This window comes from Lutibacter agarilyticus, assembly GCF_900188235.1.
Taxonomy (GTDB): domain Bacteria; phylum Bacteroidota; class Bacteroidia; order Flavobacteriales; family Flavobacteriaceae; genus Lutibacter; species Lutibacter agarilyticus.
The window spans coordinates 179,557-195,385 of the sequence record NZ_FZNT01000002.1; the positions used below are offsets into that span (position 1 = coordinate 179,557).

A 15,829-nucleotide genomic window follows, 5' to 3' on the forward strand; every position below is an offset into this window, starting at 1 on the left:
GAGAGTAATTTTTAAAATATTAGTTGTACAGCTATGTTGGTTGACCATTTAGTTGTATTTCCTGTTTCATATTCATAATCTATGTAAGAAGTGTTTACACCAACTTTTAAGGCGTTGTTTTTAATAAATTGATTTACCCCAAATGTGTACCAATTTTGATTTTGAATGATAGAATCTTCTATATCAAATTCTGGCTTTATATTAGAATAGCGAAAATCAATTGCTAAACCTTTTTTAAATATATATGAAGCCTGTACATTATAAGCTTCACCTACACTATATTTAGTACTTGCCTCCTCTGCAGTTAATTGCACAGTAGCCAAACTATTTGAATATAAATTTTCACCCTTAATAGTTCCGTTCATATATTCACCAACTAACGAAAAACCATCTTTTTTCAACATAAAATCTACAATAAACTTTCTGTAATCGGCAAAAGTTTCCTCTCCATCTTCATCATAAATGCCTGCTACATTTTCAATTCCATTACCCATTAAATTATTGGTTTTTACATTGTAACTACCTGCTACACCAATAGCTAATTTCAGCTTTTCTTCTCGGTATAAATCGTGCGCTATGTATGCATTGTTCTTTTTAAAATCACCTAAAGGCATTATATCTAAACGACCACCATATTTAAAATCAGTATTATTTTGTTCATCAAAAAAAGCTTGACCATTACCTGTTGTTACCGACAACATTGGATAAATTCGGAAATTATTAATAGAGAAGTTTGTTTCTAAATAAATACCTCCTTCACGTGTAGCGCCTACAAAATTCTGCATTAATCCACCGTAAACAATCCCATCAGTAGAACTTCCTGAGATGCTTTGACTAAGGAATTGAGAAAACCGTTCATCAGCCATAGCTAAACGATTATTGGTATGCGTTTGTCGTTCCCCTAAAATAACTTTCATTCTTTTTTCCCAGAAAGACAAGCCTACATAAGCTTCTAAAATTCCAACTGTTCCTGTAAAATCACTTACAACACCCATTGTAAGATTATCATTGTAAAAAGAACCTGTTATTCCTAACCTAACTAAATTCATAGACATTCTTGAAGAAGTTTCTTTACTACTTCCATCATCAATACTGCTGAATTGTAAGCCAGACTGAACCGCTGCTAATATATTTAAGCTAGACGGTTGTTTGTTTCCGAAATTAATAAAAGTTCCTTCACCGTTTACATAAACAAATGTCGAATCTATTTTTTTGACTTTTTGGTCGTATAATTGTGCCTTTACATTTGTTGAGAAAACAAAAAGGGCGGCTATTGTAAGTATGAGTAGCTTTTGCATAATAATTATTTTATATTTTGTAATTGCAACAGTTGGTTTTTATTAATTCTAAATAATCCTATTAAATCTGTTCCTTTGATTTTTTTTAATGTTTTATTAGCCACCAAAGAGTTGCTAAGTTCGGGTTCTAAAAGATCCACTAATAAATTCCCCATTTTTTGTTTTGTGTTGATTATAATTGCTCCTGCTGGTAGTTTAAATGGTGTGGAAATTAAATAGGGTACATTTTTATTGTCTAATTTATACGCTTGTAACTCTAAAAGCGTTGGTTTAGCTAACTTACTCATTACAATTCCAGAATTTTGAAGCACCTCCACTACATGTTTATTTTTTGAAACTAAAACATAGCCTGCTGCCCTTTCTCTTGTTTTTACAGCTGTGTGTTTCAAATTATTCTTTGTTTCAAAATAAATAATTTCAGTTTCATTGGTACAGGTATTTACAAATCTATAAGATCCTTCAATTATTTCAGCATTTGATGAAACTACTATAGGTCGCATATTATTTATAGTAGCCTCGTTTGCATCTACTACTGTTTTTTTAATTTCATGGGCTTTCTTATTTACAATCGACAAATAAGAAGTTGCTGCTAAAAACGATGTTTCAATTCTTCTTTTTACCATTTTTTCTCTCTCAGTAACTCCTCGTAACTCCATTAAAATAGAAATTCTATTTTGTAATGCATAGTTTGTAGCACTTGATCTAGAGGAAATGGCTCCTAAGTTAAGGTGAAGGCTTTGCCCACTCCAAAATGTAGATGAATAGTTGGCAACAGTTCTATTGTTGTTTTTTAGAACCAATTTAGTTGGTTCAACAAAATCTGTTTCAATCATTTCTCTAATTCCAGGAGCTACATTCAAATTTCCTGTAAATAAAAACTGAGCATCAATTCCTGAAGTTAAACAATCATTCATTTCTTTGAAATCTTTTCTACTAGGATTAAACTCATGAAAATCTACTACCACTTGAGGATCAAATAAATTAATTGCATTTCTTAAGTTTACAGTCTCAGGAACACTTAACATGTTTAAATTTCTGTTGAGATCTGTACCATTATTTGAAGCTCTAGAATTAATACTGCGCCCATCAACATTAACAATAGGTAGTACTTGTAAAATTACTTTTTCTAGTAACTGTTTGTATTCATCTTTTTCAATTAATTCATGAATTAAATAAAGCAACCCATCTGAACTTATAGGCTCATTTCCGTGAACACCTGCAATATAAGTAACTCTTATTTTCTCAGCGTCTGGTATGTCATTTTTTAGAGATAACATAACCATAGGAATTTTTTTACCTCTTTGGGTTTCACCTATATTCGATATTTTTATAATATCAGGATGTTTTTCAGCCAGCACAGCTAAAAAGTTATTCGCATTTTTATAACTTGTATAAAATTTTTGAGCCTTTTGACCTTCTAAATACGGAACTGGAATTTCTTTATCTGGATCAGAAAAAAAGGTATCATAAATTGTTTTTTCTTCTTGAGCAAAAACAGTAAGCGATATAAAACATACGATTATTAAACTATATTTTTTCATAATTATAATTGTAATGTTAACATTATTTGGCCATAGAAAATACCTTTTGGTCCGTTAGGTTCTTGAACTATTCTGTTTTCTTGATAATCTATTTCAGCTTGAATTTTAAAATTATTCTTATTGAAATATTTAGTAGTAATTATAGAATATTCTTTATCTTGAGTTGCAAAATCCGCAGCATTTTCTTCAGGATCTAAAGTAGTGTACCTTGCGGCAAAAGACCAATTAGAAGGTAATACATACCCGGCTTGGATATTAAACCCACTCCCTGTATTTAACCTACTCATCACAGTATTTTCAATTTCTTCTGGAGTATCATTATAAGGAGCCCAATCACCATTTAATTTAAATTCTCCTGCAATTCCATCAGGAATATATGCTTGAGCTTTCACGTAGCTACCCATAGAATAAAATCCTTGGTATTTAAAGAAATATTCTAATGTGAATTTACCATAATCAGGTAGTAACTCATCTTCATTACTATCACCATAAATATATCTCCCTCCATTAGTTCCTTTTGCTGAAGTTGTACCTACATTATAACTATAAACACCACCAATAATTAATTTTGGTCTTTTTTCTCTATAAATATCTTCTACATAAAATTCACCACCTCCAGCAAATTTTCCAAAAGGAAAATAATCTAAACGAGCTCCGTATTTAAAGCCTCCGTAGTTTTTTTGCAAACTAGCATTACCATCTCCTGAAGTAATTGAAAGATAGGGCTTGATTAAATGATTGTTTTTAATAGAAACTTCTCCTTGATAACGAATCCCGTAGTCAAAAATAGCATCATAAGCACTTGAAATTAAACTCCTATCTATTAAACCTAGTAATTCCCCTTCAATTCGAACTTCTCTAGAGTCAACATAATCGGCTCTTAACCCAAAATTAAATCGATGTTTACCATTAGCTGATCGGTATTCTGCATAAGCATCTTGTAAAACATTATTAAATGATCTTGTACCGCTTGTGGCACTTTGAAATTTAGAAACTAAATTCAATCTAAGTCTAAAATAAACACGATTATCAAATAACGTTCCTGTCATTTTAAATCTTGCTCGTCTAACTCTAAATTGTGAATTTGTAGTTTCAAAATCATCTGCAGAATTAAAAATATATAGTAGCTGTATTGACTGTGCAAAATTAATTTTTGTGCTTTGTGAAATTAAAGTCAACCCATCACCTAAGTTATAGTTTTTCTTTAATCTTAGTCTATCTATTTCACCTGTGATATTTCCGCTTTCTTCTAAATCTATATATTCACCCTCTTCAGATTCTATATAATCATCCTCTTGTGCATTTGCACTTGTATAAAAGAGGATGCTTAATATAACAACAGCAATTGTTTTTATTTGAAATTTTTTCATACTGAATAGCAATTAATCGTCTAATTTAAAATATTTTCAAAATTTCCATACACAATAACTTCAGAATTTTTCATAAGTTGCTTTCCTCTTGAAAAAACATCGGTTAAATTTAAATCTGTATCAAAAACGCAAATATCTGCATCAAAACCAACTTTTACATGTCCTTTTTGTTTTAAAGCTAAGTTTTTTGCAGGATTTGAAGTGATTAGTTTAAACGCTTCTTCTATAGGTAATTTTCCTTCTTTAATTAATAATTTTACTTGCTCTAAATTTAAATGAATTGGTGCTTTTTTAAACCCAACTGTAGCACCATTAGCATCCATAATACCTATTCCTGCATTTCCATCACTACTAAAGGTCATATTATCAATTGAAACTCCTTTTTCCAAAGCATATAAAACAGATTTGTACGGATCGGTATATTTTGTTCCACCAGAAGTAATATCAATCATTCCTCCTAATTTAGCAAATTCAATTGCCTGTTCAAACAGAGGAAGCGTACGACCCACATGTGTTGGGCTAATATGCTCGATTGGAAACCCATGCTCTTTTACAATTTTTAATAAAATTTCCATTTTACTTGATAACGAACCAAGATGAATGTGTAAAATACCTTTTTTACCTGCAATCAATCCGCCAACTCTTACTTGCTTTAATTGTCGAAGCAAATCTGTTTCTAAAGGATAAGAGGATCGCTCATCACTAATAGCCACTTTACAACCCAAAACCTTATCAATAAAAATCATATCATCTTGTATTGATTCGGTAAAAGTAACCGCGTCTAATCCAAAATAACTGGTATAGATGTATGCTGATAAGCCTTCAGATTCTAAAGATTTGGATTTAGCGTATAAGGTTTTAATACTTCTGGCACTACCATCGGTTCCTAACAAACCTACTACGGTGGTTGTTCCACATTTAATAAATTCACTAAGCATAATTTCAGGAGTCATAGAACCAAAACCATGTTTACCACCAGCACCAATAATATGTACATGTTGATCTATTAAACCCGAAGTTACAATACTACCTTTTAAGTCTATTACTTCTGAAATGGTTTCCGTAATTTCAATACGATCTTCTATCGCTACAATTTTTTCACCTGCAAATAATATATCTTTTTTACCAATATAACTTGTTGAATAAATAGAAGCATTTTGTAATATTTTAAGCATAATTTTTTTATATAAAATGAGTAATAAGCATCACAATTATTGCGCAAACAAAAGGGATGGCATTTCTTTTAGCAATGTCAAAAGGAGAAACTTTAGCAATTTCGGAAGAGGCGAGCAAAACGCCTGATATTGGAGAAACAGTTCGCCCCATTGAAGCTGCATATTCCATAGGCAACACCATAGAAGTAGTTGAAATACCTAAATTACCTGTAATTTTAGGCACTAACGGACCAAATGCAAAGAAAGCTGCATTTCCACTCCCCATTAATATTGCTGCCATAAAAATCATTAGTGCCATAACAATACTGATACCAACACCACCTAAACCTAGACTTTGAGATGAATCTATTAAACCTTCAATAAACATTAAGCTAATTAATCCTTTTGCAAAAATTTCGGCAGCAATAATTAATGTAACTACCGATTTAAATATATTGCCCATTCCGTTAAAAAACAGTTGTAAATTTTGAAAAACAACCTTAATATCTCTGGTACGAATCAATTCAAAAACCAAGCCTACTATGACACAAAATATCATAACTGTGGTTGTTCCAACATCAACATCTGTTGTGAAAAAGTTAAAAACATCAGAAAAAAGTAATAATATAATTAGGGGTAAAATTGGAATTATTGCATAAATAAGTGGCACTTTAAGTTCTATCTCTTTCTCTTCTATATGCTTTATCTCAGGCGTAGAGTTCTTTCCATCGAAATATTTATTAACTATAAAAAAAACAATCATTAACGTTAAAGTTAATGGTAACATAAGCGGTATTTGTGAATCAAAAAAATGTGAAACGGAGTCTGTTCCAATTATTTGAGAAGATTTAGCGGTTATAACGGATGCAGGACCAACTCCAAAAGCCGTACAAGCAGTAATTACAGATACCGCAGATAAACGACTTACGCCTAAATTTACCATAATTGGAAATACGGAGGCCATTAACAACAATCCTAATCCTGCGGCTGAAGGAATACAAATAAATAAAAACTGGCCGATAGGAATTACTAATGAAGCTAATATATACGGGTATTTCTTAAAAAACGACAAAGGTTTTAGCGCTAAATACACCAAAGCATCTGACGCCCCTATTTTATCAATAAACGCTACAAAACCTCCAATAGCCATAATCATTAACCCAACACCGGCATTGGTTTCGCTAAAAGCAACCTTTACATATTCAAACAAATCAAAAAAACCACTGTTAGTAGATTTCTCTATAAATGGCATTTCAAAACCAAAAATATAGGAAATGCAAAGCATAAAAATACCACTAAAAAGCAGTACTGCATGTGGGTAAATTTTTTTCAATAATAGTTTTGCAACAATCACTATAAAAATGATTGAAATAATAGAACCAACTAAAACCATAAGCTTAAATATCTTAAAGTATAAGTTCTAAAAATAACTATTTTTTTTTAAGTATAGATTTCTTAATTAAATATAAAATACTTTAAGCCATTTAAGTAACTCTTTTCACTGTTAAAAACACTGCTATATCTAGTGTTTTTTTCAACTATCCTCTTCAGTATATTCTTCGTATAAAAAGTCGTTGTAAGGAAAACGAGTAATATGAATTTTCTTTACTTCTTCAAAAACCTTTACTCTAAAATCTTCTAAATTTTCTTTATTCAAGGCTGAAATAAAAATACAATTGTTATTTAATTTATTCATCCAAGTTTTTTCCCATTCAGCTAATGTAAAATGAACTTTTGTTTTTTCAGTAACTAAATCATCCTCATCAATGGTTTCATGTTGGTATGCATCAATTTTATTAAAAACCATCAAGGTAGGTTTATCTAAACTTTTAATTTCGTCTAAAATTTTATTTACCGAAGCAATATGATCTTCAAAATTAGGGTGCGAAATATCAACTACATGCAATAATAAATCTGCTTCACGAACCTCATCTAAAGTAGATTTAAACGACTCTACCAGCTGCGTTGGCAATTTTCTAATAAACCCAACGGTATCAGTTAATAAAAAAGGAATGTTTTTTATTACTACTTTCCTAACAGTAGTATCTAATGTTGCAAATAACTTGTTTTCAGCAAAAACATCACTTTTACTGACCACATTCATTAATGTAGATTTTCCAACATTTGTATAACCAACCAACGCAACACGCACCATTTTTCCACGGTTTTTACGTTGCACAGCCATCTGCTTATCAATAATCTTTAATTTCTTTTTAAGCAAGGTAATTTTATCTCGAATAATACGTCTATCCGTTTCAATTTCTGTTTCACCAGGTCCACGCATTCCAATTCCCCCTTTTTGACGTTCTAAATGCGTCCAAAGTCGGGTTAAACGTGGCAATAAATATTGACATTGCGCCAATTCAACTTGAGTTCTAGCATAACTAGTTTGCGCTCTACTTGCAAAAATATCAAGAATTAAATTGGTTCTATCTAATACCTTACAATCCAATACTTTTTCAATATTACGTAATTGAGATGATGATAGTTCATCATCAAAAATAGCCGTCTCAATATGATGCGCCTCCATATAAGCACGTACATCTTCCAACTTACCAGCACCAATAAAGGTTTTAGGGTTTGGCATTTCTAATTTTTGAGTAAATCGCTTTACTGCCTCACCGCCGGCTGTTAGTGTTAAAAATTCCAACTCATCTAAATATTCATTTGATTGTTGTTCATCTTGATGTTGAGTTACAACACCAATTAAAACCGCTTTTTCAGATGATACTTTTCTTTCTTCAATCATATTTTTTTAGCTTTTCGAAATACTTTTTCTTCAAGTATGGATACAAAGATACGAATACAATGTTTAATTCTAATTTCGTATTTTCGAGTTTTTAAAAATAATATATGTTTTCATATTTCAAATCTAAAGGGAAAAATAATCACGCTTATACAGTTGCTTTTTATAACCTTGAAAATTTATTCGACACGAAAAATGATCCAACTATTTTAGATGATGATTTTACACCTAAAGGAAAAAAAAATTGGAACCATAAACGTTATAATAACAAGGTTAAAAAACTAGGTCGCGTAATTTCACAATTAGGTTCTGAAAAATCTTTTCACTCACCTGCTATTGTTGGTGTTGTTGAAGTTGAAAATAAAACTGTTTTAGAAGATTTAGTACAAACAAATGCTTTAAGAAGTCATAATTATGGCTTTGTTCATTATGATTCACCCGACGAACGTGGTATTGATGTTGCCCTGTTGTATAAAAAGGAATTGTTTGAATTAATGAGTTCTGAAATTTTTCCGTTATATGTAAATGGAAGTAATGGAGAAAGAGATTACACCCGTGATATTTTATTGGTAAAAGGTAATTTAAACGGAGAGTTTATACACATTTTAGTAAACCATTGGCCTTCAAGAAGAAGTGGTTTTGATGAAACCGAAGAAAAGAGAATAAAAGCAGCTCAATTCGTGTATGAAATCGCTGAAAATATAACTACTGAAACTCCTAATTCTAAAATAATTATAATGGGAGATTTCAATGACGACCCTACAAGTACAAGTGTAAAAGATCATCTGGTAAATGACACTTTTTACAACCCTATGGAGCGCTTAATTAATACAGGAAACGGAACTTTAAATTACAGAGGCACCTGGCACTTATTTGATCAAATAATTTTTTCGAAGAATTTTTTCAATCTTGAAAAAGACACACACACATTTAAATATGCTGAAGTGTTTGACAAACATTTTTTAAAAGCATGGAAAGGAAAACACAAAGGAAATCCGTTTAGAACTTATGCTGGAAAATGGTATTTAGGAGGATTTAGTGATCATTTTCCCGTACATGTATATTTAAAGAAAAATTAGAAAAAAACTCAAACAATTAAGTTTGATTTTTTTTCTAATTCTTTTATGCAGCTTTTATTTTTAAAGGCACCGTATAAATTTTATCTCTTTCTCCAGGGTTTTTAAATTTCTTATGATTTAAATTTTCTCTGATATAATCAATAATTTCTCGGTCTTTACATCCCGCACATAAAACAACAATTTCCCCCTCTGAATTAAACGTAAATTTTATAACTACATTCATTTCACTAGTGATTGTAAAATCGGGTGTTTGTAACAATTTCACAAGTTCATTTCTCATTTGATTTTCAGGACCAACTAAAGTAGTTGAATTCATTGCAAATAAACTAGCAGTTCCAATAACGAAGGCAAAAGCCAATAATTTAAATTTTCTCATAATAAGTGATTTTAGTTTGTATCTCAAAATTATCAAGAAAACCTTTTCAAACCACTTTGAAACAAGCAGTTAACAAACAATTAACTACAGATTTTTTACAACATTATTTAAAAGAAATAATGTACATACCCTAAAAAGAGTCTGTTTTTAAAAAGAATCTAAAATTAGCATACTTTAATTTTTAGAATTTTAACTTAAATTATGTTAAAATGGATTTTATTTCAAAAAAAATTAGATAAGCGGCATAGGACCAATCGACATATTATTACTTGAAGTTCCAATAATTACACCAACAATTATAACTGCAATAACTATAGGACCCGCAATAGATATAACTCTTGATAATGTTTTATTGTACAAATATATTTCCTTTATCGTATGTTCGTTCAGTTTAATTTTAGCAATCTTACCATCTAAGGTGCACCCAACCATTAAAGTATCTAAACTTGTTGCAGCAGCAGAATTAATTTTAGTAATTCCATACAATTGCTCCTGTTTATAAATCAGCTTACAAAAAGCATACTTTTCATTATTCAATAAAACTACCCTCACTTTCTTTTCAGAAGAAACAGCTTCATTTATTGTTACATTTTGCTTATGATATACTTTACAACTTTGAAATAGTATTGACATAGCTATTGCAGTAGCTAAAAACCTAAAAAATACAGATGTTTTCATTTCTACAGAATAAAATCAAAGTTTAAAAAAAATACAATGTTAAAATAAAGGAGTGAAGTTTTGTTATTTTAACACCAATAGCATCAGAAGAAAGATTCTTCAGTAGTGTATTAAACTGACTATTAAGTTACTGAAAATAATAGAAATTTACAACTTTAATAAAGAAAACATAAAAGCAAAAAAAAGCTCAAACCTTAAAAGATTTGAGCTTTTATTACAATTTAAAAAAATCTACTTTATTACAATTGGCATTGTAAAATTTCTGTTAGCTCTTCCTGGATTTTCAAGTATTTTACTATTGATATTCTCGCGAATAAAAGCTAAAACTTCCTTATCTGTAGAACTTACTTTTTTTACTATAATTTCACCTGAAGTACTAAAAGTAAAAGTTACATTTACAGTAACCTGGTTATCAATCGTGTTAACAGAATGTTGAACTAATTCAATAATTTGTTGTCTAATTTCATCTTTTGAAACTTCTGGGTTTACTATGTTATTTGCAAATAAACTTGTTGTTCCTAATACGAAGGCAATTGCCAATAATTTAAATTTATTCATGGTTTGATGTTTAAAATTTTTACTTTGTTTTAATACTCAAATTTACTGTAAATTTATATTGAATTTCACCTTCTTGAATTTTTAAAAACTTTGAATCAAAAATTTAACAATTTTGCGTTATTCGTAAAATTAAAACGTTTTCGTTGATTAAATGTGTAATATTTAAGTGTTTTGATCTTTTAAATTATGTTATCTATAATTAGGAGAGAGGTCGTTTGGAGCATTTTTCGGCGTATTTGGGTAAGAAATCAACATATTATTTGCATTTGAAGAAACAATCCATTCATTTATATTGAAGCTATTATTAGCGTTATTTACATCTAACTTACGAACTGCACTTCCATCTAAATATTCCCAATTTGTTCCATTTCCATCTTCGCCAATTACACCAAAAATATCAATGGTTTTTCCTGAATTATCAATCAACTCATAAACATCGTCTCCATTTCCAGAAATATAGGTTGTTTCAATAGTTGGTGTAATTCCAAAAATAGTTGCAAAACCTGTATTGGCAATTATCACAAACCTTTTTGAAGGAATTTTAATTCCCGTTAAATCAACAGCAGTTCCAGAAACAGACGAAGCTCCGTTTACATATTTATTCAACTTCCAACCCGTTAAATTAATAGTAGCTGAACCCGCGTTGTACAATTCAACAAAACGAGATGTTGTACTATTTTTTGGATCTGCTACTTCTGTAATTAGAATATTGGGAATAATTACTGGGCAAATTTCATACTGTCCTGTAAACTGAACATCGTCAAGATATCTAATTTCAATGTTTGAATTTAAAATCCCTGTAATACTTCCTTTTCCTTCAGGAAATAATTCATTGGAAAACGTTGCATTTCCATTAGTAAAAACAGTTAACTTATTAGTTTCATTACAAGTTTCTATAGCTCTAATACCATCGTCCGTTCCTGTGAAGTAAGTAAATGCCGAACCCAATTCATTTTCAACCAATTGTACATTTAATACTTTTACCAAAATACTTTCTAATAACGGATTGTTAATTTCAGACAACGTTATTTCTTTTGGGTGCATTTGAAAATTTTCACCGGTATTATAAATATACGCACTAACTGCTTCCTCTTCAATTTCTGTAATTTCATCATTCTTTGGAAAACCAATAGTTAAAACATCATCATTTTCATTCATATATAATTTATTCAGCGTCACAAAAACTTTATCACCTATATTATAATGTTCAAATGACATTTCTTTTTCAATTAAGAGATGTATTCCTGCGGAAGGATTTTCAATAGCATCTTGAATAACAAGTTTACCCTCAAAATTACCTTGCTCATCACTTGAGACAACATAACCTTCAATAACATATTTAGTTTCCACGCCAAATTCTACCATTGAACCTGTATACATTTCTCGCACTTCTTTTATTGAAATTGTTGGTATTAATGCATTTGAATAATCGCAGCGATCTTCTGTTAAATTCACATCATCTACACTTCTAATGTAGAGTTGAAAATCATCGTAATAATTAGATAAAATTGCATTGATGGTTCCTTTTCCTTCAGGCAATAATTCATTTTTAAAATCGGCAAAACCACTATTTCTTAATTTGATATTATTTAACAAATTACAATCATTATTAAAACTTTCAAGTACTCTTTCAACCGTTGATGAGTTATCTAAATTCCCGTAGGATTGTCCCAATTCATTTGTTGCAAATTGCACATTTTCTAGTTGGATGAACATTTCTAAGAAATCTTCATTCAATTCTGAAATTTTCACCTTCTTCGGAACAATTTCAACCACTTCACATGAACGGGCTATGTAATTATTTACCTCAGTGAGCGGAATTCGAACAAGTTCTTTACCATTTGCTTTTCCTATTTGAAAACTTCCATAACTATAGCCAACCGCCAAGCCTTTTAATTTTACATATATTTTTCTACCCAAGTTGTACTTTGTGTACAAATCGGTTTTATCAATTGAAATTTTTATTGCTGCTGTTGGGTTTTCAGGTTTATCTTGAATAGAAAGTGTTTTGTAAATATTTCCAGCTTCATCGTTTGAAACTACATAACCTTCAATAACAACATCGGTTTCAATAACCGTAGCACCACCAAATCGGTACATTTCTTTTACCTGCTGAATAGTGTTTGTTACCCTAATTTCAGGCTCACTACATTCAATTGTTGGTGTTGAAAAATCCTGATCTTTTACACAGGCCGAAAAAAGACAAAATAAGAAGAGTAGTTTTAGGTATTTATAAATTGATTTAGTTGTTTTCATTGCTGTTTTTTTTTAAAATCGTGCGTATACATTTATGTAGTATGAAGTTTTATTTCCATACCAATATTTAGGTCCAAAAATAGGTTTGCTTAATTTTTTATCTTCCTTTAATTCTGGGTAATTGGCATTTCTAGATTGTTCAAATCCGCCAGTTTTAAACAACTCTCCAAAAACATTATTCACACCAATAAAAAATCCAATATACCTATGATTCACAAACCAAGATTTACCACCAACCATATTCACTAAAAAGGCATCGTCAAACTTTTCTTGTGTTAATAAAGAATTTACTTGCGTTTGCGTTACCTCAACACCTGTTTCATCATCCACAAAAGGAACTCCATCGTTATCTAAATAAAAATTATCCGTGCGCAATAAAGGTGAAATATCTAAATAATTATTTGTAAGCAAATTGGTGTTGATTTGAAACCACCAATACTTTGGATCTCTGTATTCAAAACCTAAAGAATAGGCTCGCTGTGGTGTTCCCGAAACACGGTAGTTTTTTAAATACGTTGTTCCAAAATCACTCTTTAAATCTAAAAAACTTTCAGACTGTAAATATAAATGCGGATTGTTATTGTACGTAAATTGTCCGAAAGAACCAGCCGCCAACACATTTATTGTTGAAGTAGCATGATATATTGCACTTAACTCAACGCCCATATTTAATTTATCAACTCCTGTCACAATTTCACTTACAAAATCGGCCTGATCACCAAGCAACCCTTCTGCAAAAAAGAAACCCGTTTCAACAGCATCGCTAAATTGTGTGTAAAACCCTGTAAGTCTTCCTTCTAATTTGGGCGAACGATATATATAGGAAATATCACCAGATACAATTTTTTCACTTTTTAAATCGGGAACTATATTGTTATTTACTCGTGCATTTGAAAATGAATTTCGAATGGTTGGAGCATTTGACAAATAACCCGCATTCAAATTCAATAAATGCCTACCCGTAAACTTATAAGTTATACCAGCTTTTGCGCTAACATCTGCAAATGAGGGTTGTTCACTTTTCCTTAAAGAATTATCAGGATATGTGCCGTTTTTATAAAAACCTTCTCTTTGATAATTGATGTTTTCAAAATTAACTCCTATAAAATAGTCAACCTTATTTCCTATATTTTGTAATTGTGCAAACGCTCCAAATACTGCGGCCTTTATATTGTAATTGTATTGAAATTTATCGCCTTCAAAAATAGCTCTATTCGGATTATTTAAATCGTTTTGACGTGCATCGCCTTGAGCGTACTGATCTAAATCTACAAATTCACTTCCACCTAACAAATCCAACATATTTCCGTAATTTTCTGAAGTTAAATTCCGATAAGAAATACCTGCGTTTAAACTTAACTTATCTGAAATATTTGTGTTTAAATTAGAGTTTATGGAAATTTGCGAATCATCAACCCTGTCTTCATACAAATAATACAAGGCGTTTCCTTTAGCTGTATTTACCTCATACAAATTAGTCCAATTTAACTGACCATTATTTATAAATTCTTGCTCGGATAAATAGGCATTCTCATAATCTAAATTATCCTGAAAACGCAAATAATTACTCGGTAAATATTTCCAATAAGTAGGGGCAGGATTTGGTGCATTAAAATATCCCAAGCGACTATTACCAATATGACCAAATTGATAAGAAACTGTAGTTTTTACCGAAGTTTTATTCACATCAAAAAAATGACTTAACATTACAACTGGCTCTACAATTTCTTTCATTCTTGAATTGCGCTTATCTCCTTGCTGATTTCCCCAATACGAATTGTACTGATACCCTTTTAAATCAAAAACTTCCTGTGTATTTGGTGACGATTTCCCACGGCGATTTGACGCAACAAAAGCAGTTAAGTTTAAACTATGATGACTATTTATTCGTTTTTCAATAGCTAAAAATCCAGACCACGAATTGTATGAAGTCCCTTCAAAATACCCCTCTTGTGCAAATCGATATGACGCCGATGCTACAAAAGCCCAGTTATTTGAGTTCAAACCAGAAGCATACGTTGCCATAACACGCCCCACATAACTTCTGTTGGCAGAAGAAATAGAAACTTTACTTCCTTGCTGATGGTTAGATGCGCGAGTACTAAAATTATTGGTTCCCAAAACACCCCCAAAAGCATACGTAGCTGGCGCTAGCCCGGTTGTAAATTCCTGATTTCGAAAAGCATCATTCAACCCACCCCAATTACTCCATTGCGGTCTTCCATCAAACAATTTATTCATTTCAACACCATTAATTAAAATAGATCCGTAACTAGAATCGTAGCCCCGAACTTTAAACCAAGCCTGACTAAAATTATAAGCTGCCGCGTTTAAATATACATCTTTTGAAGACTGAAATAATCCTGAAACGTAGGCTGAATTCTGATCATCTTCACCAGATAAATCATCATCTGATAATAAAATAACACTTCTATCTATAAAGGCATCGGTTGCCAATTCCAAATAAATAACACCCATATCATATTCCAGCCCCTCACTTAGTGTTACAGCAATATTTTGGGTGTCATACCCTTCAAAAACCAATTGCAAAACATAAGTCCCTTTTGAAATATTTTCAATTCTAAACTCACCATTACGATTTGTTTGGGTTGAAAAAAGGCTGTTTTTAATTTTCACAGAAACTCCCTCTAAAGGCATTTCTGAATTAGACGCTTGTATTGTTCCTTCTATAGAACTGTCTTGTTGTGCAGCTAACTTTAACGTACAAAACAACAAGAACATAGCAGCAATAACTATTGTTTTCATTTGCATT

At 31.0% G+C, this 15,829-nt stretch carries 12 protein-coding genes; 1 reads left to right on the plus strand and 11 read right to left on the minus strand.

What is annotated here, in order from left to right; genetic code table 11:
• Positions 1–11: 11 nt before the first annotated feature.
• The 6 genes from CHB67_RS03525 to hflX all read right to left on the minus strand — a co-directional run bounded on the left by CHB67_RS03525 (position 12) and on the right by hflX (position 8,112).
• Positions 12–1,298, minus strand: coding sequence for a hypothetical protein (locus CHB67_RS03525; RefSeq protein ID WP_089380372.1), 1,287 nt, complete (start codon positions 1,296–1,298; stop codon positions 12–14).
• Between the two features lie 5 nt (positions 1,299–1,303).
• The gene (locus CHB67_RS03530) at positions 1,304–2,839 is read right to left on the minus strand and encodes a M14 family zinc carboxypeptidase (RefSeq protein ID WP_089380373.1); all 1,536 of its coding nucleotides are present in this window, start codon (positions 2,837–2,839) and stop codon (positions 1,304–1,306) included.
• 2 nt (positions 2,840–2,841) lie between these two features.
• Positions 2,842–4,209 (minus strand): porin, encoded by a 1,368-nt coding sequence (locus tag CHB67_RS03535; RefSeq protein WP_089380374.1) that lies wholly within the window; start codon positions 4,207–4,209, stop codon positions 2,842–2,844.
• 20 nt (positions 4,210–4,229) lie between these two features.
• Positions 4,230–5,384, minus strand: coding sequence for a beta-aspartyl-peptidase (gene iadA, locus CHB67_RS03540; protein WP_089380375.1), 1,155 nt, complete (start codon positions 5,382–5,384; stop codon positions 4,230–4,232).
• A 7-nt stretch (positions 5,385–5,391) separates the two neighbouring features.
• Positions 5,392–6,756, minus strand: coding sequence for a C4-dicarboxylate transporter DcuC (gene dcuC, locus CHB67_RS03545; protein ID WP_089380376.1), 1,365 nt, complete (start codon positions 6,754–6,756; stop codon positions 5,392–5,394).
• A 141-nt stretch (positions 6,757–6,897) separates the two neighbouring features.
• On the minus strand, positions 6,898–8,112 hold the full coding sequence (hflX, locus tag CHB67_RS03550) for a GTPase HflX (RefSeq protein WP_089380377.1): 1,215 nt from the start codon (positions 8,110–8,112) through the stop codon (positions 6,898–6,900).
• Between the two features lie 104 nt (positions 8,113–8,216).
• On the opposite strand from hflX, the gene CHB67_RS03555 reads away from it, so the two are divergent.
• Positions 8,217–9,188, plus strand: coding sequence for an endonuclease/exonuclease/phosphatase family protein (locus CHB67_RS03555; RefSeq protein WP_089380378.1), 972 nt, complete (start codon positions 8,217–8,219; stop codon positions 9,186–9,188).
• Positions 9,189–9,231: 43 nt separating this feature from the next.
• On the opposite strand, the gene CHB67_RS03560 is transcribed toward CHB67_RS03555, so the two are convergent.
• The 5 genes from CHB67_RS03560 to CHB67_RS03580 all read right to left on the minus strand — a co-directional run bounded on the left by CHB67_RS03560 (position 9,232) and on the right by CHB67_RS03580 (position 15,822).
• The gene (locus tag CHB67_RS03560) at positions 9,232–9,564 is read right to left on the minus strand and encodes a hypothetical protein (RefSeq protein WP_089380379.1); all 333 of its coding nucleotides are present in this window, start codon (positions 9,562–9,564) and stop codon (positions 9,232–9,234) included.
• 231 nt (positions 9,565–9,795) lie between these two features.
• Positions 9,796–10,242 (minus strand): hypothetical protein, encoded by a 447-nt coding sequence (locus tag CHB67_RS03565; protein WP_089380380.1) that lies wholly within the window; start codon positions 10,240–10,242, stop codon positions 9,796–9,798.
• A 231-nt stretch (positions 10,243–10,473) separates the two neighbouring features.
• A complete protein-coding gene (locus tag CHB67_RS03570; protein WP_089380381.1) occupies positions 10,474–10,800 on the minus strand; it encodes a hypothetical protein in 327 nt (108 codons plus the stop codon).
• 189 nt (positions 10,801–10,989) lie between these two features.
• Positions 10,990–13,056 carry a DUF5689 domain-containing protein gene (locus CHB67_RS03575; protein ID WP_089380382.1) on the minus strand — a complete coding sequence of 689 codons (2,067 nt, stop codon included), beginning with the start codon at positions 13,054–13,056 and terminating at the stop codon, positions 10,990–10,992.
• 12 nt (positions 13,057–13,068) lie between these two features.
• On the minus strand, positions 13,069–15,822 hold the full coding sequence (locus tag CHB67_RS03580) for a TonB-dependent receptor (protein ID WP_089380661.1): 2,754 nt from the start codon (positions 15,820–15,822) through the stop codon (positions 13,069–13,071).
• Positions 15,823–15,829: the final 7 nt, after the last annotated feature.

Bases quoted from the DNA above. Each gene is read 5' to 3' on its own strand.
- CHB67_RS03530 (WP_089380373.1), bottom strand. From the start codon at position 2,839: ATGAAAAAATATAGTTTAATAATCGTATGTTTTATATCGCTTACTGTT.
- CHB67_RS03555 (WP_089380378.1), top strand. From the start codon at position 8,217: ATGTTTTCATATTTCAAATCTAAAGGGAAAAATAATCACGCTTATACA.
- hflX (WP_089380377.1), bottom strand. From the start codon at position 8,112: ATGATTGAAGAAAGAAAAGTATCATCTGAAAAAGCGGTTTTAATTGGT.
- iadA (WP_089380375.1), bottom strand. From the start codon at position 5,384: ATGCTTAAAATATTACAAAATGCTTCTATTTATTCAACAAGTTATATT.
- CHB67_RS03570 (WP_089380381.1), bottom strand. From the start codon at position 10,800: ATGAATAAATTTAAATTATTGGCAATTGCCTTCGTATTAGGAACAACA.
- CHB67_RS03560 (WP_089380379.1), bottom strand. From the start codon at position 9,564: ATGAGAAAATTTAAATTATTGGCTTTTGCCTTCGTTATTGGAACTGCT.
- dcuC (WP_089380376.1), bottom strand. From the start codon at position 6,756: ATGGTTTTAGTTGGTTCTATTATTTCAATCATTTTTATAGTGATTGTT.
- CHB67_RS03580 (WP_089380661.1), bottom strand. From the start codon at position 15,822: ATGAAAACAATAGTTATTGCTGCTATGTTCTTGTTGTTTTGTACGTTA.
- CHB67_RS03575 (WP_089380382.1), bottom strand. From the start codon at position 13,056: ATGAAAACAACTAAATCAATTTATAAATACCTAAAACTACTCTTCTTA.
- CHB67_RS03535 (WP_089380374.1), bottom strand. From the start codon at position 4,209: ATGAAAAAATTTCAAATAAAAACAATTGCTGTTGTTATATTAAGCATC.
- CHB67_RS03525 (WP_089380372.1), bottom strand. From the start codon at position 1,298: ATGCAAAAGCTACTCATACTTACAATAGCCGCCCTTTTTGTTTTCTCA.
- CHB67_RS03565 (WP_089380380.1), bottom strand. From the start codon at position 10,242: ATGAAAACATCTGTATTTTTTAGGTTTTTAGCTACTGCAATAGCTATG.